Source organism: Peribacillus sp. TE19612 (assembly GCF_056279465.1).
The window spans coordinates 14,497-36,527 of record NZ_JBWCCL010000018.1; the positions used below are offsets into that span (position 1 = coordinate 14,497).

18 protein-coding genes, 3 pseudogenes and 1 riboswitch are annotated in these 22,031 nt (G+C 39.0%); of the genes and pseudogenes, 7 read left to right on the top strand and 14 right to left on the bottom strand.

Annotated features, from left to right (window positions below; all coding sequences use genetic code 11):
• Positions 1-95: 95 nt before the first annotated feature.
• The gene (locus ACZ9AO_RS23460) at positions 96-629 is read right to left on the bottom strand and encodes a DinB family protein (RefSeq protein ID WP_476110732.1); all 534 of its coding nucleotides are present in this window, start codon (positions 627-629) and stop codon (positions 96-98) included.
• Positions 630-938: 309 nt separating this feature from the next.
• On the opposite strand from ACZ9AO_RS23460, the gene ACZ9AO_RS23465 reads away from it, so the two are divergent.
• The 3 genes and pseudogenes from ACZ9AO_RS23465 to ACZ9AO_RS23475 all read left to right on the top strand — a co-directional run bounded on the left by ACZ9AO_RS23465 (position 939) and on the right by ACZ9AO_RS23475 (position 3,160).
• Positions 939-1,481 carry a sigma-70 family RNA polymerase sigma factor gene (locus tag ACZ9AO_RS23465; protein WP_063575061.1) on the top strand — a complete coding sequence of 181 codons (543 nt, stop codon included), beginning with the start codon at positions 939-941 and terminating at the stop codon, positions 1,479-1,481.
• Positions 1,471-1,890 (top strand): PadR family transcriptional regulator, encoded by a 420-nt coding sequence (locus ACZ9AO_RS23470; protein WP_476110735.1) that lies wholly within the window; start codon positions 1,471-1,473, stop codon positions 1,888-1,890. Before ACZ9AO_RS23465 ends, ACZ9AO_RS23470 begins: the two co-directional genes overlap by 11 nt.
• Positions 1,887-3,160, top strand: a pseudogene (locus tag ACZ9AO_RS23475) (FtsW/RodA/SpoVE family cell cycle protein). Before ACZ9AO_RS23470 ends, ACZ9AO_RS23475 begins: the two are co-directional and overlap by 4 nt.
• A gap of 355 nt (positions 3,161-3,515) precedes the next feature.
• On the opposite strand, the gene ACZ9AO_RS23480 reads toward ACZ9AO_RS23475, so the two are convergent.
• Both ACZ9AO_RS23480 and ACZ9AO_RS23485 read right to left on the bottom strand, forming a co-directional pair.
• Entirely contained in the window at positions 3,516-4,307 is a 792-nt protein-coding gene (locus ACZ9AO_RS23480) for a phosphotransferase (protein WP_476110737.1), read from the bottom strand.
• A 247-nt stretch (positions 4,308-4,554) separates the two neighbouring features.
• Complete coding sequence (locus ACZ9AO_RS23485; protein WP_476110739.1) at positions 4,555-4,734, bottom strand: hypothetical protein; 180 nt, start codon at positions 4,732-4,734, stop codon at positions 4,555-4,557.
• Positions 4,735-5,566: 832 nt separating this feature from the next.
• Positions 5,567-5,745: riboswitch (Lysine riboswitch) on the top strand.
• A gap of 134 nt (positions 5,746-5,879) precedes the next feature.
• Between ACZ9AO_RS23485 and dapA the strand changes: the two genes are divergently transcribed.
• On the top strand, positions 5,880-6,776 hold the full coding sequence (dapA, locus tag ACZ9AO_RS23490) for a 4-hydroxy-tetrahydrodipicolinate synthase (RefSeq protein WP_476110741.1): 897 nt from the start codon (positions 5,880-5,882) through the stop codon (positions 6,774-6,776).
• A 128-nt stretch (positions 6,777-6,904) separates the two neighbouring features.
• Positions 6,905-7,867, top strand: coding sequence for a D-2-hydroxyacid dehydrogenase (locus ACZ9AO_RS23495; protein WP_476110743.1), 963 nt, complete (start codon positions 6,905-6,907; stop codon positions 7,865-7,867).
• A 173-nt stretch (positions 7,868-8,040) separates the two neighbouring features.
• Here the strand turns inward: ACZ9AO_RS23495 and ACZ9AO_RS23500 are convergent.
• The 8 genes and pseudogenes from ACZ9AO_RS23500 to uraD form a co-directional block, all read right to left on the bottom strand.
• Positions 8,041-8,448, bottom strand: a pseudogene (locus tag ACZ9AO_RS23500) (VOC family protein); the annotation flags it as partial.
• Positions 8,449-8,805: 357 nt separating this feature from the next.
• Complete coding sequence (locus ACZ9AO_RS23505) at positions 8,806-9,564, bottom strand: carbon-nitrogen hydrolase family protein (protein ID WP_476110745.1); 759 nt, start codon at positions 9,562-9,564, stop codon at positions 8,806-8,808.
• Positions 9,565-9,788: 224 nt separating this feature from the next.
• Positions 9,789-10,700 carry a VanW family protein gene (locus tag ACZ9AO_RS23510; protein ID WP_476110747.1) on the bottom strand — a complete coding sequence of 304 codons (912 nt, stop codon included), beginning with the start codon at positions 10,698-10,700 and terminating at the stop codon, positions 9,789-9,791.
• Between the two features lie 43 nt (positions 10,701-10,743).
• A complete protein-coding gene (locus ACZ9AO_RS23515) occupies positions 10,744-11,598 on the bottom strand; it encodes a hypothetical protein (RefSeq protein ID WP_476110749.1) in 855 nt (284 codons plus the stop codon).
• 842 nt (positions 11,599-12,440) lie between these two features.
• Positions 12,441-12,980, bottom strand: a complete 540-nt coding sequence (tpx, locus tag ACZ9AO_RS23520) for a thiol peroxidase (protein ID WP_262871234.1) — start codon at positions 12,978-12,980, stop codon at positions 12,441-12,443.
• 30 nt (positions 12,981-13,010) lie between these two features.
• Complete coding sequence (uraH, locus tag ACZ9AO_RS23525; protein WP_034304629.1) at positions 13,011-13,370, bottom strand: hydroxyisourate hydrolase; 360 nt, start codon at positions 13,368-13,370, stop codon at positions 13,011-13,013.
• Positions 13,370-14,353, bottom strand: coding sequence for a factor-independent urate hydroxylase (gene pucL / locus ACZ9AO_RS23530; RefSeq protein ID WP_476110752.1), 984 nt, complete (start codon positions 14,351-14,353; stop codon positions 13,370-13,372). The genes uraH and pucL overlap by 1 nt, the downstream gene beginning before the upstream one ends.
• 13 nt (positions 14,354-14,366) lie before the next feature.
• On the bottom strand, positions 14,367-14,864 hold the full coding sequence (gene uraD, locus ACZ9AO_RS23535) for a 2-oxo-4-hydroxy-4-carboxy-5-ureidoimidazoline decarboxylase (RefSeq protein WP_225988837.1): 498 nt from the start codon (positions 14,862-14,864) through the stop codon (positions 14,367-14,369).
• Positions 14,865-15,103: 239 nt separating this feature from the next.
• On the opposite strand from uraD, the gene ACZ9AO_RS23540 reads away from it, so the two are divergent.
• The gene (locus ACZ9AO_RS23540) at positions 15,104-16,294 is read left to right on the top strand and encodes a PucR family transcriptional regulator (RefSeq protein WP_476110755.1); all 1,191 of its coding nucleotides are present in this window, start codon (positions 15,104-15,106) and stop codon (positions 16,292-16,294) included.
• A gap of 109 nt (positions 16,295-16,403) precedes the next feature.
• Here the strand turns inward: ACZ9AO_RS23540 and ACZ9AO_RS23545 are convergent, their stop codons facing one another.
• A complete protein-coding gene (locus ACZ9AO_RS23545) occupies positions 16,404-17,591 on the bottom strand; it encodes a PucR family transcriptional regulator (protein WP_476110757.1) in 1,188 nt (395 codons plus the stop codon).
• 247 nt (positions 17,592-17,838) lie between these two features.
• On the opposite strand from ACZ9AO_RS23545, the gene ACZ9AO_RS23550 reads away from it, so the two are divergent.
• The gene (locus ACZ9AO_RS23550) at positions 17,839-19,179 is read left to right on the top strand and encodes a nucleobase:cation symporter-2 family protein (RefSeq protein WP_476110759.1); all 1,341 of its coding nucleotides are present in this window, start codon (positions 17,839-17,841) and stop codon (positions 19,177-19,179) included.
• A gap of 558 nt (positions 19,180-19,737) precedes the next feature.
• On the opposite strand, the pseudogene ACZ9AO_RS23555 reads toward ACZ9AO_RS23550, so the two are convergent.
• Together ACZ9AO_RS23555 and ACZ9AO_RS23560 are read right to left on the bottom strand one after the other, a co-directional pair.
• Positions 19,738-20,871 (bottom strand): annotated as a pseudogene (locus tag ACZ9AO_RS23555) (glycosyltransferase family 4 protein); the annotation flags it as partial.
• Positions 20,868-21,968 carry a CotS family spore coat protein gene (locus ACZ9AO_RS23560; RefSeq protein WP_476110761.1) on the bottom strand — a complete coding sequence of 367 codons (1,101 nt, stop codon included), beginning with the start codon at positions 21,966-21,968 and terminating at the stop codon, positions 20,868-20,870. The pseudogene ACZ9AO_RS23555 and the gene ACZ9AO_RS23560, both read right to left, overlap by 4 nt.
• Positions 21,969-22,031: the final 63 nt, after the last annotated feature.

The following is a 22,031-nucleotide window of genomic DNA, read 5'->3' on the forward strand; positions in this document are numbered from 1 at the left end:
AGTTCTATAACGTTAAGGAAAATTCCAATATTAAAAAGCCCAATTTCTCAGCATTAAAATTGAGAAATTGGGCTTTTTTCGTTACTCTTACTTACTTACTTACTTACTTTTAAAAGAAACTGATCGATACGTTCTTTTTGCCGTAAGTGGTGCCGGAAATGCATTTCGATTAGCTGAAAATATTCCTCTGCATTCAAATATCCCATTCTCCGGTGCTGAACTTTCTGGCTGGCCGGAATGTCAGAGAGCTTTCTTTCTATCTCTTGCATTTTCTCAACGATTTGGAGCAGTCCTTCCTTTACTTCTTCTATGCCTGTAGGATTTGGCGGTGTGAAATCCGGTGTATCCGGACCTTTTAACCTGATTGGAGGAAACGTCCCTTCTTTGAAAACCGATTCGCCTATTTCTGTTTTTTCACCGCCATCGGAAGTAGTGCCATTAACACATTGCTCAATGGCTTTCAAATGAAGATGAAGGGTACTCTTTATTAAATGATTGTACATTTGTCCTAATGACCATTCATCCTCAGAAGGCTTTCTCGTAAACTCATCCAGCGAATATTTACTTATCTCTTCAATATAGTATGCAGACACCTGTTCGAATCGCTTCAATACCTCTTTTGTATCCAATAGATCTCCCGCTTTCTTTATAATTATTCTTTCTCCTTAATGTTATTAACTTCGACTCACTTACAAATAACCCCTTCTCTCCTATTCAAGAAAGTAGTGATTTCGGTTTATCATGTTTATAAACGGTTTAACTTTTCTGATTGGATTTTGTCAGGGAAGGATATATTCTACTATTCCTGTTCTGATTCTTAAAATGTTTTCAAGATTTTCAGTTGTACTCCATAGTAACAAAGGGATAATTTTTAAAAAAAGAAAACCTTCATATAAGTACTATCGTCTATATATCTAGGGAAGGAAGTGTGAACTGTTTTGGAGGAGTTTGTGTTGAAATGGTCTCAAATGAAAGATGACGAATCCTTACTTGATGAAATGATGTCCCTTTATGGCCAGGATATTCTGCAATTGGTCTATTCCTATGTAAAAGATGCAGTTGTTGCAGAGGACCTGACACAGGAGATTTTCATCAAATGCTATAAGGCTCTGCCCACGTATAACCAACAATCAAATATAAGGACGTGGCTTTGGAGAATTGCTATTAACCATTGTAAGGATTATAGGAAAAGCTGGTACTTCCGAAAAGTTTCAACTGCGGAAGAAGAGCAGGAATGGACTTCTTCCGATAATGTGGAAGAAGAGGTCATTCAGCAGGATGAAGACAGGCAGCTTGCTGTTGCAGTTATGGAGCTGCCTATCCAGTATCGCGAGCTTATTTATCTCCATTATTTTCAGGAAATGAAGCTCAAGGAAATTTCTGAAATTACCGGAGTCAAACTTGGAACGGTGAAGACCAGGATGCGCCAGGCGAAAAGAAGGTTAAAAACCTATTGGGAGGAATCCACCGATGGAAGATAAATTAGCGCGTTTGAAATCGGCTATGAAAAAGCATACATTTCGTGATTTAAAATTCACGGAAAACCATAGACACTCCATCCATACTGCTATAGAAAAGCAGGATGTGAGTAGGGAAGACATTTTGATTGGTATTTTCAGATCATTAGATGATGAGAAAAGTGGCTATCAGATTAACGAATCTCTTTACCAGAAAGGCATCCGGAAATTTGAAAATAACGAAGGCTCCTTATATGCTGTCTTGCATGAGCTTGAGAAGGAAGGCTGGATCCAGTCTTTTTGGGAAACGGAAGAAAGAAAGCTCTATTCCTTGGATGAACGTGCGAAAAAGTGGCTAAAGAAAAAGGAATCTAAAAGTGATTCCGCCTCTGCTCGTTGGCGGACAGCGTTTGAAGGAGGAGGAACCGATTGAGAAGCAATCATTTTTTAGATGAGGTTTCGTCATATATCCGATCAAAAGAAGCAAAAAAATATATAGAAGCTGAATTAAAGGCCCATTTGCATCAAGCTAAAACTGAACTGGTCAAAAAAGGATATACAGAAGATGAAGCAGAGGAACTGGCTGTCCGAAAAATGGGAAGTCCCGCTGACATTGGACAGAAGATGGACAAGCTGCACAGGCCGAAGATTGATTGGAAGCTAATGAGCATGTTTCTATTCATGTCAGCTGCGGGTCTGTTTTTGTTTTGGTTCTTATTTAAGAATGGTAATTCCTTTTCCGTGCTGAAGCAGGTATATTCTGTCACAGGAAGTGTCATTTTGGCCTGTGTCCTTCTTTTTTTCGATTATCGGAAACTTCAGAGATGGGGCTGGGCTTTCTTTACGATAGGATGTCTGATTCTTGTTCAGTTCCATTATTCCAATGTTTTAGTGAACGGCAGTCCTCGTATTAATATTATGGGTTTATTTTCGGTCGATTCTATTGTGGTTCTGCCGCTTTTACTGCTTGCCTGGGCCGGAATGCTGCAATCAAAAAAGATGAATGTTTATTTGGCTGCCATTTTATACATTTGTTCCGCCTTTTTGTTTATGGTTACAGTCAACTTGCAGGCGGTGGCGCTTTATTCATTGATGGTCGCTGTCATGGTCTGGAAGAGCGGACTAAATAAAAGGAAAATCCTTATCACTGCAGCGGTCCTGCTTACTACATGTGTTTCACTTCTGCTTATATCCTTGAAAAATATAAGAGCCTATCAATTTGAGAGACTTTTTGCCTTCGTTACGCCTGAAAAATTCAGTGAGACATCGGGGTATATATATTTGAAACTAGAAAGGCTAATTGAGGATGCCGGATGGTTCGGCCATTTTGGTTCCCTTGGAGCATTTGATTTTTCTAATGAAATGATGACGGATTTCATCTTTGTAACCATTACCTATACGCTTGGCTGGGCCGGGGCATTGCTCATTGGTCTGCTGTTTTTATGGATGATCTGGCGAATTTCCCTTATATTCCAAACGGTGAAAGACCCATTTGGGAAAATGCTTGTTTCTGGAAGTTTTGCCATATTCACCCACAGGTAACTGTCAGTATCGGAATGTCTCTCGGCTTGTTACCAATAATAAGCGTATCCCTGCCATTTATGAGTTATGGTGCTTTATCAGCGATGATCAACGCCTTCTTGTTTGGTCTGGTTTTAAGTATGTATCGCCAAAAAGATATGATACGGATGAAGAAAATATGAGAATATGGTTCTGTAGCTCGTACTCTCTTTTCTGAAGAAACCAGGAAAGGGCAAAGGGCATGAAGTTTTCAAAGATGCGATGAATCATGAGGATAATTATCAGGTGAAAAATCCCCTAAGAGTTGAATATATAGGTGCTGATAGATGCCCAGGAAATCCATTTATAAAAATAAAGAACTAATTAAAATCCATGTATAGTTTTGAAATCAAGATTGACCAAAATCCTCATGAAACAACATATTAACGTAAATAAAAAGAATCCATTTTGAAAAAAGTTTGATCGAAATGGATTCTTTTCTTGTGATTAAAACCCTTATTGAAGTAAAGCACCCGTTAATTCAACAAAAATCCACCCTTACATCCAATCCTTTCCATGTTTCCTAATGAAGTTAATATCGTTTTGATAATGTTCAAGATGCCCTTCCTCTATCATCTTTTGAAAAGCATTGTCCCCTTCACTGGCTTTTCTTGTAATTGTTTTACATAACCCTTCTAATCGCAGCAATACCATTTCCAAATAGTCTGCTTCTATTCCCTCACCGTAAGATTCAAGAAACAATCTGACTCTTTGTTTTATACGGGTGCCATGCTGTAATGAATGGTAATAAACTTTCTCACCTGCTTCAGAAAGATGAAATCTGCTTAAGGGAACGCAAGTATAAAGTGTGTAAGCTATGTCCCAAAGTCTTGGACCAGGTCCAGCAACATCAAAATCAATAATACCCATTGGTTTTTTATGGTTAAAAATAATGTTGTACATCGCAAAATCATTATGGCATAGCACCTCAGGTTGTTGGGGGGTGTTATCTATCGGTTGCCAGCTGTCATCAAATGAAAAATCACTGACAGAATCATGATAAAGACGGAGCATTTTCGCTATTTCCATTAAGACATCATCTGACCACATGTATTCCTTTAAAGGATAATTACCAGCTTCTCCTTCAATAAATGATAATATTTCTCTTCCTTTTTCATCAATACCTAAAAACTTTGGTGCATAACTGAAACCTTTATTCTCCAAATGCTTTAATAGCTTATGAATCTTGGGACTATCAGGCTTTAATTCCCGTCGCACAGTATCTCCTGAACGATAAACTTCAGAAACATTCCCTCCTGTTAGCATTTCTTCATTTTCAAGGTTTGACATCTATGGATCCCTCCCTAATATGACTTTCTATAACACGTAAAACAATTCCTGTTTGTAACTGCCTTATAGACAGTTACGATTCACGAAACATTACTTAGAAATATTCATGGACGGATACGATAAAGGCAGGGAATTTAGTAAATTTGTACAAGCATGTTTTGTTTTATCTCATATATATAGTAGAAAAAGGAGTGATATTTATGAATTTAAGTAATGATTTTTTATGCCGTCATAATCCATTCTGCGGTCATAATTCATCCAGCCATGATAAATCATCCTGCTGTGATAAGTCATTCTGCTGTGATAAGTCATCTTGCTGTGATAAGTCATCCTGCTGTGATAAGTCATCCTGCTGTGATAAGTCATCCTGCTGTGATAAGTCATCCTGCTGTGATAAGTCATCCTGCTGTGATAAAGCAAAGGACAAAGGGCATAAACAAAAAAGATTTTCGCCAATCGGACAAGCATGTCAGACCCGACAACAAATAAGTGAGTTTTTAAGAAATTCTACCATAGGTTCAATCATTGGATTCACTACAACCGCTGAACCATTTAAACCTATATTTGTAGAGTTGCGCAGTTTTGATTCTGTTACCGGACAAGTGATAGTTACTGACAGAGCAATGGGTAATTTCACTATTAGCCTTTCATCTATTTGTTCCGTTAAAACTATTTGTCCCGCTACAACGCAACCGATGTTTAATGCTTAAGACTTTATAGAGGATTGGGAAAAAATTAAAAACTCCCCTAAGGGAGACGGGGGGCAGGAAGTTCTGAATGACTCCTTCATATTCTTCTCTATTCAGCAGGATAAAAAAGACAATTAATTGAATAATTAATTGTCTACAGTTTTTTTACGGTTTTGTATACTTTGAATGTTGCCTCCAGGCGCTCGCTTTCCCCGGGGGGTCCGGGTGTGCGCCTTCGGGGTCTCTCCCCTGGACACACTTTTCCCGCAGGAGTCTCGCACACCTGCTCCCCATTTAACGACCAGTAGTTTCGTTTAGCAAACTCAATTAAGCCTTTATCACCAAGTTCGCCACCTCGAAGCTTCAATGGCAAATCTTTCAGGAATCCAGCCTATGGATTCCCACTATCATTCGGATTCCTTGAATAAAAGGATTTCTCTAGGGTTTTCCTTGATACAAAAGCCAGTCCACAAGAAAAGATTACATATAAAACAAATTGTCCTTGCAACAGAATGGATTCCCTGTTATATTACAATCAATTAAATATTTTCTTACTTCAATTTTTTTTGAAGTGAGGATAGAGGAGCAAAGACCATTAGTACACATTTTGAGGAGAATGAGATCCTATGACTATTGTGGAAAGGGGAATTTGCCGAAGCGGAAAGAATCTCATGTTCTTGAAGCTGGTTCTGCTATTGAATAAATACAGGACTGTCATATAGGAAACTATATGGAGGGCTATCTTATGCGCGGAAACATTTTCTTGGTAAATATTGTTTCTAATGCAGCAGCGAATCCTCGTTGTTGCTTTTTTGCGTTTACCCCTGAATGGCCCTAACCACCTCTGAATATTTTTAAAAATTATACAAAAGGGTGTGAAGTTATGAATTTTGGCCAAGTTTTAACCGCAATGGTTACCCCGTTCAATCATAATGATGAGGTTGATTTTAATGCTACGAGAACTTTAGTAAACTATTTAATTGCTAATGGTTCTGATGGATTAGTAATAGCTGGTACAACTGGAGAGTCCCCTACATTAACTCAAGAAGAGAAAGTGGATTTATTCAAATTTGTTGTGGAAATTGTTGATGGAAGAGTTCCAGTCATAGCAGGAACCGGCTCAAATAACACGAGAGCTTCTATCAGCTTAACAAGGCAAGCGGAGGCAGCAGGAGTCGACGGAATCATGCTCGTTACCCCATACTATAACAAGCCGGCTCAAGAAGGATTATTTCAGCACTTTAGCGCTATTGCCCATTCCACTTCATTACCGGTAATGCTTTATAATATTCCAGGTCGAAGTGTTGTAAACATGTCAGTGGAGACGATTGTTAGCCTCTCAAAAATCAACAATATCGTGGCAGTAAAAGAAGCAAGTGGTGACTTGGATGCCATGGCACAAATCATAAGCAAAACAACTAGTGACTTTACTTTATACAGCGGCGATGATGGGTTAACATTACCGGTTTTAGCCATCGGTGGAGCAGGCATCGTTTCGGTTTCTTCACACATAATTGGTAATGAAATGCAAGAAATGATCAATAGCTTTAAAAATGGTGATGTCCATGGTGCTGCCGCTACACATCGTACACTTCTTCCAATCATGAAAGCATTATTTGCTGCACCAAGCCCGGCACCAGTAAAATCAGCATTAAATATGCGGGGGTTAAATGTTGGAGGCGTCCGGTTACCATTGGTCCCTTTAAACGATGAAGAAAAAAGAGCACTGCAAACAGCTCTACAGCCTGGTAACGCAGAAGCCATTTTATTAAATAAATAAAACTAATGATTCTGGAGAAATTTTAAAAAGCAGTGCATACTCGAAAGACATGCACTGTTTTTTTATCCATGTACGGCTCAGGTGGAAGAATTTATACTATATATAAAGAATCAATAAGGAGAGAGCCAATGGGGGGTACACACAAACCAAACATTCTTGTATTTAGTCCTATTCAGACAGAGGTCGATGCTTATGCTGATCGTATCCGCAATAGTGGGTTTATATCGGTGAAGACAGCGAAAACTTTGGAGGAAGCAGAAAAATATTTACCAGGCACTGAAGTTATCTTGGGGTGGAATTTCCCTACACAATTACTATGTAAACCAATAGCCTCATCTGTTCGCTGGTTTCAATCAATTGGAGCAGGGGTCAATGATTTGATTGCAGACAATTCGATACCTCAAAACATTACAATAACTCGAATTATTGACCAATTCGGTGCTTACATTTCTGAATACGTATTTTTGTTTCTCTTGGACATAGTGAAAGACGGTCCTCGGATGAAACAATCGCAATTGGAGCGGAGGTGGGATCCTTTCATTTCTGAAACCCTAAAAGGGAAAACAATCGGGATCGCTGGACTTGGATCGATTGGCGCTGAACTTGTTCGTAAAGCCCAAGCATTTGATATGAATGTACATGGGTTAAGCTTTAGTGGAAAACAAGCAACACTTGTGGATCTCCACTTTACTCCAGATCAATGGGGTGAATTTGTAAAAGATCTGGATTATTTGGTCCTGACGCTTCCTTTAACGGATTCCACTTATCATATCATTAACCAGGACCTACTTTTAGCGATGAAACCCAACGCTTACCTTATCAACGTTGGCCGTGGAGCATTGATAGATGAAGGGGATTTACTATCTGTCATGCGGAAAGGACATCTTCAGGGAGCAGTCCTTGATGTATTTGAGACAGAACCGTTGCCAAAAGAACATGCCTTCCGGTCCATGCCCAATGTGTTTATCACTTCCCACCTGTCAGGGCCAAGTACGATTAACGAAGTGAGCAACTTTTTCATAGAAAATTTAAGGCGATTTTCAAGTGAACAACCTTTAAGTGGAATGGTAGATCGGAATCGAGGGTATTAAACCCTTAAATAATTTTTGAAACAGCCGCATTTTTCAACGGAGGAATGCGGCTTACATTTATTTAGCTTTATATTCCTTTTACAAATCAAAAAGTCCCTCACAAGAGATACTTTTTTTCGGGAGATAACGCAAGGGTACCATCCATTTATTATCTTCTTATGTATAGTTCCATAAGATGAATCCAGAACATCCAAATAGTGCTGATTGTACATAATGCCTAGGATATTCCCAAAGGGATCAACCACGGAAGCAGTAATGAACCCCTGACCGCGAACTGTGGGTGCCTCGTGTTCTTTCGCTCCCATAGACAGCAGCTTCTCGAAAGTTGCTGTCACATCGTCGACGTGCCAGTACACGACGGCACCCCCGGCCGCTCCGGTCGACGAACCACCGGGCGCGTAGCGGCTATCGATTAGGCCCAGCTCGTGCTGGTAGTCCCCGAGGCGAAACTCGGCATATCCCGGGCGTTCGAAGTATGGGTCGGTACCCAGCAGCTCTGCGTACCACTTCTTTGCCGCCACTAGATCATCCGCCCAAAAACTGACGGTGGTGAGTCCTCTTAATGTCTTTGTTTCGCTCATAATCGATTTCCTCCTCAATGTTGAGTAAGTAACTATACTTCAATATTTAGGGTCACCGGGTGATTTCCTAGTTGCAGTTCCGATAGCTATTGTAAACGTCTAATGCTGACAACAGTATGTCAGTGTAAGTGAATATTTCATCAAAAGTGGTTTGAACATTTATTCCTTTGATTAACTTCGATTTACCTACGAATAAACCCTTCTCTTTTTCAAGAAAATGTCCCAATTGTTGAACAAAGTCCAAACGGCACTGTTGGACTAACCTGCCTCTAGCAATAAGAAAAAGCTGCCTTAATGACAGCTCCGTTTCTTCACTAGCGCACCCTTTCTTTCAACAAGAGTTCATGTATGTTCTCATTATATGTAATCGATGTCGAAATGAGGGGATAGTAATTCCATGCTTTGTAAATCCCATTCAAAGGTAAGTATGGCTGATTGTTTTGATTTATGAGTCAGGAGGGGTACACCATTTTTTATGATCATGCTTTCTGCATCCCAAAAACGGACCGTTTCGTCTTCGCCGGTACGATTACAGACTATCACGGGCAGCCCTGTTTCTAGTGACCTTTGTTCCCATTCTCCCTCCGGACCATGTAATCCGGGACCCCAGGAAGACGGTGCAAGTAATATTTCTGCTCCTTTTTCAGATAAGGTGCAAGCAATATCTTTGTTATATGCGTCTGCACAAATCATAATACCAACCTCAACATTGTCTGTTTTTATTGGCTCTAATACTTCCCCTGGGGCTGACCAATCATCAATAACACTGATTTTACTCTGTTTACCTATTAAATGACCTTTTTTATCTATGACAAACACAGAATTATACAACTCTCCGTCACTGCCTTTTTCAGGGCAGCCCAAAAATACAGTGCTTTTCAAATTCTTTAGTTTACGGCTCAAATTATTCATCCAAGCATCAGGTTGCTTGTTAATCCATCCAGTCCCAATCTTATGATTGAATTGAAGTCCGCTGACACATAGTTCGGGTGTTATAATCCATTCGGCATTATTATTTGCTGCAATATGAATGGCTTGTTCAATTAGTTTTTGGTTATGCTCCACATCACCAGCGATGGGCAATAGGTGCAGTAAAGCTATTTTTATTTTCCCCATAGTGATCTCCCAAACATCAACTTATATTAATGGCCATGCTTGTAATGATTGTAGCATAGACATTGTTTGGCTTGTTCAAGTAATCTGTCCCGATAAAGAAAAAGCTGTTTCCTCCCCACCTCTAAACAAGACCTTGCTCCAATGAGCAAAGGCTGTTTTTACGAGTTTCTTCTATATATATAACCAAGTTTGCCTAAGGTGTACCCATTCGTATAAGTGTACTTTTACAAACGAAAAATTTGTTCTTTGGATAGCTGCTTTGAAGCATCGGGAATTTTTCGTAATTTATAATTAATCATATCTGAAGAGTAAACCATGATACTTACCATTCCTCCTTGGATCGTAGCCCGGATCAGGATAGGTTGATTGTACTTGTTTTTAAAACTAAAATCAGGCCCATACCAGCTTACTGTTGCATCGCGGCCGGATGGAACATACGGAACGCTCCTTGTATGGGAATAGCGTTGAATCGTTTGCAACCCTGCATTGTCGATAGCATTAAACAAGGTGGATGAAACCTGACAAATCCCTCCGCCAATCCCTTCAGAAAACTCTCCTTTAACGATAACTCGAGCGAGCAAATATCCTTTTTCTACTGATCTCTTGCCAACAGCTTGGTTAAATGAAAAGACCTCTCCTGGAAACACGACATAATTATTAATGGCTTCTGCAGCAAGTGAGATATTATTTGAACGATTTTTATTGTTGACATTAAAATAGGTTCTATATTCCCCTATCTTTTTTTCACGAATTTCCGCAAGTAATTCGCTGTCAACTTTTGGATGAATAGCAAGCAAAGGTACTTCTAGTTTGTATGATCTACTACTGTATAAGAAGGAATGAAATTGCTCTTTAAAGGCTTGATGGTATAGCTTGTAACCTGCCCGCCCAGGAAGAATATTACCTTGTTTGTCCATTGTGGCATTTACAGGTTTTTGGTACACTTGCCGGTCTATTTTTTCGACAAATTGATTATATTTATCCACGTCCATGATAGGAACATCCAGTAAGGGCATAGTAATATCAGCCTGGTTGACACTGGCAATCGTTTGTCCTTGGTGGGTTACCGATAAGCTTTCAGAAATATTCACTGGTTGAACAAATAGCAAAAGTCCGGCAATCCATGTTAATCTCAATGAATGCACCTCCTGGGTTGGTTTCTTTGAACATTCACAATTTTCACTTCAAATCTTCATAAATTGCATCTTGATCAATAAACCAACGATCGGTCAAACTCTCCTTTCGGATCATAAAATGCATAACCTTTTTTTCTTTGCCATCCTTCTTCTTATGTATAGCTACTTGAACAGGTACATCCACGAGAAATAGACCATTTAGCTGTTCAGGCGGTTGTCTTAAAGGGTCAACTACTCCAAAATATGTAATATCTTTAACAAGTTTATTGACACGGTTAGGGTGACTCGGATTTGATAAGGTCATTGCTAATAATTCCTGATTTCCTTGATTAATGGCAATGGTAAAAATACGTATAAGTTCATAAGGATTTACCGTTTGTATATAATCATCAAGCTTACCAGCGGCTTTCAATATCATTAATTTATGAGAAAGATCTTCGTTTTTCAAACGATGCGTAATACTTCCAGAGAAATGAACACAAAAATGACCTGAAAAACCATTTGGAAGAGCACCAGCACCATGTGGCATTCCGTGCATAGATGCAGCAATCATTTGATTATTGATTAATACAATAATGGCTCTTCTATTCCAACTCCATTTATTATTATAAATTTTCTTCATGATTTGAGTATCTTCTTTGGTTAATGGCTGTACATCGGCATGATGGCTACCTGCTCTTCGTTGTACCTTAAATGATAACCCAGTTTCAATATCGATTATGGTGAAATTTGTTTTATCAGGAATAATGTTGTTTACAATCTCCCAAGGTAACATCTCAATTTTAAAGCTTATGGGTCCTTCTTCATCTTCCCATTCCATTGCATAGACCGACTGATCGACCATTAAGACAAATATAAAAATAGCGATAATTACTTGATATAATTTATTGTTTTTCATTTGGCCTCTCCTTCATTTTTTCTTATTATTTCAGGACATAATAAATTGAATACCTTTGAAAATTTGGAAATTCTTCAAATTAAGCTAAAAAGGCTCAGACATGCTAGTGTTGATTGCATCTCTAACTTAAGCAAAACCGAGATATTAGTTTAAAATCCTCAACTTCCAATAGGTTATATGAACATAAAAAAACCTTCAGATTTTTTTATGAAGGGATTTTTGTAGAGTATTATGATATTACAGATGCTTACATTGATAAATTGAAATGGGAACAATGAAAAGCACTCACCTTCAACAAGAAATAAAAGAAGGCAAGTGCTTTTAACTTTTATTGTATTAAACCACTGATCATTCTAAGTGGGAATGGATATGACCAGAAGAGTTGTTTTAAAAAGGGCCCTCGATAGATTTTACCATTAACTGATGTAGAAAATATCATTGCAGGGGCTGTTTATCATCAAGAAATTGAAGTGGAAGGGGCAGAGATGACGGATTTCAGGAGTTTACACGTATACTCATTTCTATTTCCGGTGTTTCTAGCGTTGTTATGTTAATTAGTAAGTGAAAAACATAAAAAGGGCGCTTCCTCTGATAAGGAAGCGCTTCCATCTTATATAAAGCTATTGGACTTTCATTATAGCATGATTACCCTTCAAATAACAGGAATTAATGTTTAATTTTAGTTTATTTAATTATATTTTACATTAGAAAAAGAACTGGTAAGTCACTGAAAAACTACTAATTTAATTCAGTATCACCAAAAGACCGTCCAGCTTTTTGTAAATCGGACGGTCTTGCGGATAATAGATTGTAATTTTACTATCCTTCGTAAGGGAAAATGTTTATTTAGCTGCACCAGCTTTATTTATCACTTCCTTCGCTACCTGCAATGCGGATTCATAATCTGCGTGATCCGTGACTTCCGGTACATATTCCACATACTTAATGGTTCCTTCTTGATTTATTACAAATACTGCCCTGCATTCCAATCGTTGTTCTTTCATATACGTTCCATATGCAGTACCAAAAGACAAATCAAAGTGATCGGAGAGAATGGTTATAGCTTCGACATTACTTTCTTTACACCATCTTGCTTGAGCAAAGGGAAGGTCTGCGCTGATAGCCAACACCGCTACATCATCACCCATTTTGCTTGCTTCTTCATTTAAGAGCCTTGTTTGTAAATCACATACACCAGTATCAAGCGAAGGAACAGTCGTGATGATGCATGTCTTATTTTTATAGTCTGTTAAATGTGCTTTACGGCGATCATTTGTTAATAGTGCGAAGTCAGGGGCCTTATCCCCTACTCTTAGTTCAGGACCAATCAAGGTCACTGGATTCCCGCCTAAAGTCACTGCACCAGTACGCTCATGTGCCAAATTGAACCCTCCAACTCTCTTACTGATTTACTAGCTTCCTCGGTAGGTGCTATATCCTCCCGGAGCAACAAGCAGAGGAACATGATAATGTTCTTCATTACTTCTTATTCCAAAACGAAGTGGGACCTTATTTAAAAATGGCCTTATATTTGGATCATTCGCTCCATCATTGAAATATTCCCCAACATAAAAGACAAGCTCATACTCACCTGGTTTGAGGTCATCCCCTTGAAGAAGCGGATCATCCACTCGCCCATCTTTGTTTGTACAGACCTCTTTTATGAAAGAATGGTCTCCCTGTTCTGCTATGGCCCAAAGTTCTATCTTCATCCCTTTTGCCGGCAGGCCTTTAGACAGGTCCAATACATGTGTGGTCAGCTTACTGTCCATTATCGGGAAGCCCCTACAGTTGAATCAGCTGCCTTTTTTTGTTTAACGTCTTCTTGTGTAACGACAAAGCCTTGGAAGCCAAACGGAGGACGTGGTTCCTGATAAACACTTCCTTCTGAATTCGGAATGGTTTCCACAACGGTTTCCCAGGTACGATTATTGGTTTTAAATTGAACATTCGCCAGCTGAGGGAAACGTTCCAGAATCCTAATACCAATATGATAAATGAGCTGCTGAATCGAACGGTTATTCAGTTCATGGAACACTGTGTTTGCAATATCACAAATTTGTTCTGCTGCTACATATTTTTCTGGATCCGCTCCAGTGCCATCCTCCCAGCGGCTATATTCCCAATCGAAATCCAAGTAGATAAATAGTGGACGATCCTGAGCTTCTGGCAGTGTGGTGTATTCATCTTGAATAAATCCATAAAAAGAGCTTCCTTTAACCTTGATTAAATGGACATCAACTATTCCACTTGAATGCTTAACGATTTTGCTTCCGGCAGGTGTCCTTTTGACTTCGATTGTAGTGGTAGCCCTTTCATTTCTGGAACATCGATAGACAACATCACTATTTTCATGTCCTTCCCCTTTTGGAACGAGTACATGATCGAAGGGAACTTCAGTCGCTGTCAGTTCCACTGCATCTATGTGGCTATACTTATCAAGGAAAACTTCACATATGAACTTTAAAAATCCTTCCGCCGTATTTCCTTGATAATTGGCCGCCTGGCGATGAATGATGTTTTTCATGGAATCCGTTGCAACCACCAAGCTATTATCTCCTTCCGTAAAAGAAGATAAAAAAGCTTCCCCTTTTAGAGAAATCCGGCAATTGAATCCAAAAATGGTATTATCTCTTTCTGTGAAACTTGATTCCGGTATTTTCCTCAAACCTGTAAGAGGCTGCACAAAAGTCCTGTATACAAATACATCCCCTTTACCGTAATACATCGTTCTGTTTTCATTTTGAGCTGTCATATTATTCCTCCTCCTAGTTTATAAAATCAGATAACCTGTGGCTGGCAATTAAGTGAATTTGCTTGATGGCTTCCTTAAGTTCATTTGCCTGATCCAAACCAATCCTTCTTTTCATCTCTGCCTTTATCACCGTTTTATCGCTGCCACGGACAGCAAATATGAACGGAAATCCAAACTTTTCTTTATACTGATTATTTAACGCATGAAATTCTTCATATTCATCCGGAGAAAGCGAATTCAAACCGGCTGCGGATTGTTCTTTAACTGATGCTTCAGCCATATCAATCCGAGCTGCTAGGTCCGGGTGAGCCTTGATTAATTGGAGCTGTTCCGATAATGAGGCATTTTGCACAACTATTTCCATTTTCTGTTTTAGGTCCTCTAAGGAAATGAATGGCTTGTACTCCCATGAACGCTCTGCTATCCATGGAGAATGTTCATATACCCAACCTAACTTTTCGATGAATTCCACCTTGTTCAACTCATTAATGCTATTAAGGTCAGATATCAATACGGGCCCTCCCTTCTTCCGATTATTTTTATAATTCAAAACATTCTTAACTTAATTGAATTATATACATGCGTTCATTTATAGGTCATTAGCTGAAAAAGCTAATATTTTTCCAACCCCATTGTGCTTACCGCACTCACCGTTTAAAGAATAGGCCATCCTAATAGATTAGCTTCAGTTGCCAATATTCAAAAAATTAGTTAAATTAGAGAAAAAAGGCACAGCGAAGGGGACCTATCATGCATTTAACGATGACTGATGCATTAAAATTACCACAGATCAAACAATGCCAAGTGGCAGCTGGCATGCAGGGACTTAATAGAGAAATAGAATCCATCAATAGCTTTGATGCTCCTGATGTGCTTTCCTGGTTGAAGCCAAATGAATTGATTCTAACAACCGGATACTTATTTCAAGATAATCCGCAACAATTAGACCAATTCGTAATCGAATTGGCAAAAATGAATTGTTCAGGATTGTTCATCAAACTGGAAGAAATTCCGCAAACCACCATCAGCATTGCCAATATGGCCAATTTGCCTATTCTCAAAATCCCCCCTGAGTTTTCGCTATCAGATATCATGTCTCCCCTGCTTCGTGAAATTGTAACGAGACAGAATGAACAAAAAGAGAAAAGCTATGGTATGGAAGATATTTCCGGAGTTGGTGCTGAAAATTTAAGTTACGGGATTTTAGGAATGACGGAGGACAAATCCAGCTTCCAACAAATTACTGGGGGATTCATATGTACGGTTTTACCTTTAACGCTACAATGGAATCAAAGGAATGATTCCATTACTTATAAACAGCTTATCAAGACAATTGAAACATTAACCGAGCAATATAAAATCGATAAGCTCATAAGGAATATTAAGGGCAGTCTAGTTATCATTTATCTGGATACCATCCCCCTAGGGAACACCCGCTTTTATTCACAAGTCACCCAGATAAGCCAACAAATTATCTCTACTTTATCTACACACCTGCCAATGGAACTTACACTGGGAGTCGGTAACTATCATACAGGTATTCATAACCTGGCCAATAGCTTACAGGAAGCTTTACAATCTATTGATTTGGGAAAACGATTGAACCCAGGAAAGGAAGTTTACAGCTACAAAGAATTAATAACATTTAAAATTTTGCAGTATGCTCCAAAAAATATGCTCATGGATATTGTTACAGGTAATTTAGCACCGCTGAAGGACCATGACGATGAAACCCAGTCTGATCTAATCAAAACCTTGGAGGCATATTTGCAATGCAATCTCCGACCTGCTGAAACGGCCAGAAAAATGGGGGTACACCGAAACACTATCCATTTTCGAATTAAAAGCATAAAAAAACGATTAGGAATGGAATTAAGCAATGATGATCTGTTCACTATAAAACTTGCCCTATATGCCAAACGTCTGCTGGATAATCGATAAGAAAATGGCCCACACAAATGAAAAACTGCCAGGGATCCTTCATTCCCTGGCAGTTTTTCATGGGCAGTAACACTTGATTCCCGATTCCTACAAATCATGCTTCCTTTACCTAGTCATGTAATAATAACTTCGCAGCTTTTATACTAAACTGCAATTTAAAAGCAATATCCCTCGATTTTAAATCAACTCCTAATAAGTCTTCAATTCTAGACAAACGGAACTTTACAGTATTTCGATGCACAAACAAAGCCCGTGCCGCATCTTCTATTCTCCCTCTTGAAAATAGATAGGTTTCCAGCGTTTTTAACAACTCCCCCTCATTTTCCCTATCATATACAATAATCGGCTGAATCATGGATAGCACGTATTGAGTTATGGCATCCTTAGGGATTTGATTTATTAGATCTTCAACTTCAACACTTGCGTAATCATTGATATTAGTCGGGTTAAGCCTCGAGCCAAGTTGAATGGCCTTTTTAGCTTCAATAAACCCTTCTTTCATATTGTAGATTTCTTTTTTCACCTTGCTTAACCCCATGGATAGTGAAGTGCAAGGATCATCTTTGGATATAATACCTTCTAAAAGGATGGCAATTCTTTGAGCCTGCATAAGAAGGTGTTCATCAGTCACCATTCCTTTCCCTTGCAGGATAATCAATTGACCATCGAAGTCGATATTCCAATACTTGAAATCTTCCCTTTCCGTTTGGTTTAATTTCTCCAACATTCTGCCAATTGGAAAGAATGAATCCCCTTCTTCTTTCGTTCCGTTTATTAAGAGCAGAATATATGGCCTATCGGGATTAAAGCCAAATTCCTGTAATTGGGGGATAAAAGATGAACTCCTATTTTCCCCATTCAAAAGAGAATGAAAAACTTCAACACTTCCTTTTCCATTGTTTTTCACTTTCTCCTTATTAACAAGTTCATATGTAAAGCTGAATAATAAGTCGGATAAAGGCATTTCATAAGGAATCTCCAGCAATGGGAAATTGTACTTGTTCGCTTCTTCCACCATTCCAGGAGGAATCGTAGAAAGAAACCGCTTAATCTTGATAGCTAATCCAGCACTTCCTCTTTTCGACAATTCCCTAACAAGATTGATTTGAGCATTCAGGTCATCCTTAAACACATAACCGGTTGTCAGCAGGAGTTCCCCTCGTTTAATCCATGATATATCCGGATGATCCATTATACTTACTGAATTAATTACCCGAGTTAACCCTTGACTTCCACCAATAACTTCCACTTGGTTTAGGGCAGGAAGTTTCAAAGCTTTTTCGATCGTTAAATACATATTTCTCCCCCTATTCTTCTTAATTATATACAGAATGAACTTGAATGAATATTCATATTTTTCCAAAAAATAGTCTTGATTTAGCATTATGGCGGTGATAATATAAAAATACACCGATTTTGTAAATGGCGTTTCTTAATAAGCAACAATAAAACCATCCATAAGGAAGTATTTACAAAATCACAAGGAGGCGATTTCGTTACATTCATATAATTGGAAAGTCGTGACTAATAAAAAGGGGGCAAACATGGAAAAATTGAGCAAAGTAAACACGTTATTGTTAGGTTTACAGCATGTTTGTGTAATGTATGGAGGAGCGGTAGCTGTTCCACTAATCGTCGGTCCTGCAATCGGCTTGACACAAGAACAGATCATATACCTGATCTCGTTTGATTTACTCGCCTGTGGGATAGTCACCTTGCTTCAAGTTATTGGCGGTAAAGGATTTGGTATAAGGTTACCTGCCTTAATGGCTGTTTCGTTTATCGTGGTTGAGCCAGTAATAGCCATAGGATCAGTCCATAGTATAACCGGGGTTTTAGGCGCAGTTATGGTATCCGGAATAATTGTTGCCATTTTATCAGGAGTAATTGGTAAATTAATACCCTATTTCCCACCAATTGTTGCAGGGTCCGTCATATTAATTATAGGCGTGTCATTAATGCCAGTTGCCATGAAAAATGCAGCGGGCGGAGTCGGTTCCCCCACCTTTGGAGATCCTATGAATCTAATGCTAGCCTGTTTTACACTAGTGAGTTTCCTTTTATTGAATACGCTTACCAAAGGTTTCTTGAAAGCGGTTTCAGTTCTTTTCGCCATGGTTCTTGGTACTATATTGGCTGGTTTTCTCGGTATGGTCGATACCTCCGGCTTTACAGAGGCCAGCTGGTTTACAATGGTGACTCCTTTTTATTTTGGGGTACCCACCTTCGACTTTTCATCTATTATCACCATGACAATCATATCTTTAATCATTGCTGTTGAGAGCATAGGGGTCTTTTTGACACTCGGGGAAGTATGCGGGAAGGAAATAACCGAAAAAGACGTGGAAAAGGGGCTCCGTGCAGAAGGAATAGGGAGCTTCATAAGTGGTATCTTCAACTCTTTCAACCATTCTACCTTCTCACAAAATGTTGGCTTGGTCTTGCTGACAAAGGTAACTCAGCGCTCGGTAGTAGTCACGGCAGGTTGTATCCTAATCTTTCTAGCTTTTGTGCCTAAGGTTGCCGGTCTAACGACGATGATCCCTTTACCCGTTCTGGGTGGGGCCATGATACCAATGTTTGGCATGCTTCTATCTGCAGCTTTGGGGATGGTAGCCAAAGCGGATTTAAGCAAACCTTCCAATCAATTGACGATTGCACTTGGGATAGGAGTCGGTCTGGCAATCAAGGGGGTCCCGGAAGCATTCGATAAATTCCCGGAAACAATCCAATTAATATGTGGAAATGGAGTGGTGATGGGTACAATAACCCTGGTTGTGTTAAATGCAATCCTGAATGGAAAAACAAATCCATCCATTACACACCATCATTCCATACCCGAAATTCAACCAAGTATGAGCCAGAATATTAATATCCACCCTTAGAAAGTAGCGGACAAGGCAATTCTCTAAGGGTGTCTAGTTGGCTAGGTTCTCCAACACTTTTAATTATAACCTTATTCAGGGAATTTTCAAACAAATAATACAAGCACCTTGCAACAGCCTATTTAATAGGTAAGCAAGGTGCATTTTTTTACTTAATTATGGCTCTTCAACTTGTTTCAATTGAAAGGAGAGCGATATAATCCTCCAGAAATTTGGTGAGTCACTCCCGAAATTCCCGACTTTTTTTGAGTCTATATTCAAGGGGTTCCTTAAATTGTATTTTTTTTTACAAAGCCTGATTCCGTGGGGTGTCATTGACAAATTTTCCGCATAATAAAATTGACACTTGGGGTGGTTCTGGAGAGCTTTAAGCGTAACTTTCTTAGCTTTTTAGGGGGTAATAGAGGTAGGTCCTGCAGATGCATCATCGCCAATCATTTTGTTTTTCGTACCCTTTAGGAATGGTTCACATAAATGTGATCCGTAACCCCTTCAGCACCAGTGACAAGTATTTTAGTAAGCGCAATTCACATCCACTCTTGATTGGTTATACAGTTATTTTTTCCAAACTTCAAGTATTTCAGATCCTACTCGATCCCATTCATATAAGCTAAGGGCAAGTTCTCTGCCTCGTTCGCCCATTTTTTTCATTAGTGACCTGTTTGATAGAATTTCTGTAATCTTCTCTGTAAAACATCCAGGATCTTCTGGATTCTCTACTACAAGCCCATTCTCTCTTATACGAATGACCTCTGGATTTCCGCCTCTTGCAGTTGTTACGATTGGAAGCCCTGAAGCCATCGCTTCATAATGGACGCGCGCAAGCGGTTCTTGCCATATTGATGTACACACGAATAAATCGGCAGCAGCAAACCAATTTTGTATTTCACTAGGTGCGACAAAACCTGTTGAAACAACTGGGATTGGCAGCTTTTTTGCCAATGCTCTTACATAAGCTACATAATCGGTAACATCATTTTGGCTGAACCATTTACTTCCGACAATAACTAAAGCCAAATCCTTAAATTTACTTGAAAGCTCAGGCAGTGCTCGAATTAACCTATCGACACCTTTATTACTTGAAAGTCTACCTGCAAATAATATGACCGTTTTGTTTTCAAGACCGTTCGCTTTACGTAATTCATTACGAATTTTTTGCATTTTCGGGTGACTGCCGGGCAGGAATCGATTGGTGTCAACACCAGAATAGATGGTGCGGATCTTTGATGAAGCTTGTGGATATAAACTTTTTATGACATTGCCTATATAATCAATGACCGTTACAATATTCGTAACTTCGTCTATGGCTGCTTTTGCTTCCTCCGGATTGATTTTCTCTGGATTAAACATATCATTATGCATGCTAAGGGTAATTTTTGAATGAGGGGCTGCTTTTCGGACAGGAAGGACTAGCCGAGGCCGATTGAATATATGAATTAGATCGAAATGATTTGCTTCAAGATAGCTGACAACCTCTTCTCGATATACTTCGAATATTTTTCCAGGTACACGTACATAACGGTTTCCATCAATCGTCTCTTGATCAGGGAGTGATGGATCATTAATACCTAAAACCGTAATATCATGGGCTTTACTTAAATGCGGCAGGATGCCTGAGATATAGGTTTGAATGGCCCCGCCTAGTACCGGAGGAACAGGAAGCTTTTCGGTACAAATCATTAAAATTTTCATGTTTGTTCCATTCCCTTCCAATCATCTTTAATTTCTTCTAACACTGGCCATTTTGTTTGATCGGTATCAACAATTGTTTGAATCATCGTTGTTGTTTGATCAGTTAGAAATAATTCAGGTTCATATACTACTTCTTTAACATTCTTGTAAAATTCATTTGGTGCAGATAAATCGATCATTAAGATATCATATAGTTGCGATGAAATTGGATTTGCCTCGTGATAGGACTTGATCATTTCCCTTACCCAAGTTGCATCCCATCTATATAAATCCGCCATTGTGCCGGTAATCAGTTTTCTTAAATCGCGAATAGGAAGGTCATAAGCAACACCGTCAAGGTCAATAATCCACATTCCATTAGAGCCCATTTGACCATTTGACCAGCCATAATCTTGATGCACTAATCCCCAATATTCATTACCTTGTTGCGCTAGCTCTAGATAGCTTGATTCATTTAATCTTTCTAAGCTTCTTTTTGCTTGTTCTTCAAATTCATTTAAAACATTCAGCAAATAGGGGCTTGCAGGCATTTCTTCATATGCATTAGCAATGTTCCGAAACCAATCCATCTTATTGATGACTTTTTCATAAGTCGCTGGCCATTTATATAACCGGGATGCAACTTCAGCTTGTTTAGGCGGAACATACCCTTTGCTTAAAAGTTGGAATTCGCCGAGAGCATTACAAAGATGCTTGGCTCCTTCCAAATCCTTTGATACAGGTGCCAATGATTCGATCCACTCAGCGACGAACCATAACTTCCCTCCCGCCTCAACATAATCCTTTCCATCTTTGGTTTTCACGATGGGCGGTACTCTTACTTCCTTAACATTAACTAAATATTCTTGAGCTCCTAAGCTAAACATGCTTCTTGTAGGTCTTCTGTGTAAAAGTTTTAAACTCTTTGGCCCTGAACTTGTTTCCATTTTCCATATAGAGCCGCCTTTATCTGGTTTTGTTGTAACAACTTGAATGTTCTGAACGGAGAAACCGTAATGTTCAAGAACTTCCAGTGCCATTTTTTCAATATATTCAGGAACAAAAAACTCATGAGTGAGTTCATCTTCTTCCCAAGGCACAATTATTGCTTTCTCCATGAAAACCCCTCCTGTGATATATATAAAAGTATTTTCCGCCAAAATAAGGGCAAGGTCACGACA

Excerpts from the sequence above, each read along its gene's own strand:
- ACZ9AO_RS23470 (WP_476110735.1), top strand. The coding sequence starts at position 1,471 with ATGGAAGATAAATTAGCGCGTTTGAAATCGGCTATGAAAAAGCATACA.
- ACZ9AO_RS23480 (WP_476110737.1), bottom strand. The coding sequence starts at position 4,307 with ATGTCAAACCTTGAAAATGAAGAAATGCTAACAGGAGGGAATGTTTCT.
- dapA (WP_476110741.1), top strand. The coding sequence starts at position 5,880 with ATGAATTTTGGCCAAGTTTTAACCGCAATGGTTACCCCGTTCAATCAT.
- ACZ9AO_RS23495 (WP_476110743.1), top strand. The coding sequence starts at position 6,905 with ATGGGGGGTACACACAAACCAAACATTCTTGTATTTAGTCCTATTCAG.
- ACZ9AO_RS23505 (WP_476110745.1), bottom strand. The coding sequence starts at position 9,564 with ATGGGGAAAATAAAAATAGCTTTACTGCACCTATTGCCCATCGCTGGT.
- ACZ9AO_RS23515 (WP_476110749.1), bottom strand. The coding sequence starts at position 11,598 with ATGAAAAACAATAAATTATATCAAGTAATTATCGCTATTTTTATATTT.
- uraH (WP_034304629.1), bottom strand. The coding sequence starts at position 13,370 with ATGGACAGTAAGCTGACCACACATGTATTGGACCTGTCTAAAGGCCTG.
- pucL (WP_476110752.1), bottom strand. The coding sequence starts at position 14,353 with ATGACAGCTCAAAATGAAAACAGAACGATGTATTACGGTAAAGGGGAT.
- ACZ9AO_RS23540 (WP_476110755.1), top strand. The coding sequence starts at position 15,104 with ATGCATTTAACGATGACTGATGCATTAAAATTACCACAGATCAAACAA.
- ACZ9AO_RS23545 (WP_476110757.1), bottom strand. The coding sequence starts at position 17,591 with ATGTATTTAACGATCGAAAAAGCTTTGAAACTTCCTGCCCTAAACCAA.
- ACZ9AO_RS23550 (WP_476110759.1), top strand. The coding sequence starts at position 17,839 with ATGGAAAAATTGAGCAAAGTAAACACGTTATTGTTAGGTTTACAGCAT.
- ACZ9AO_RS23560 (WP_476110761.1), bottom strand. The coding sequence starts at position 21,968 with ATGGAGAAAGCAATAATTGTGCCTTGGGAAGAAGATGAACTCACTCAT.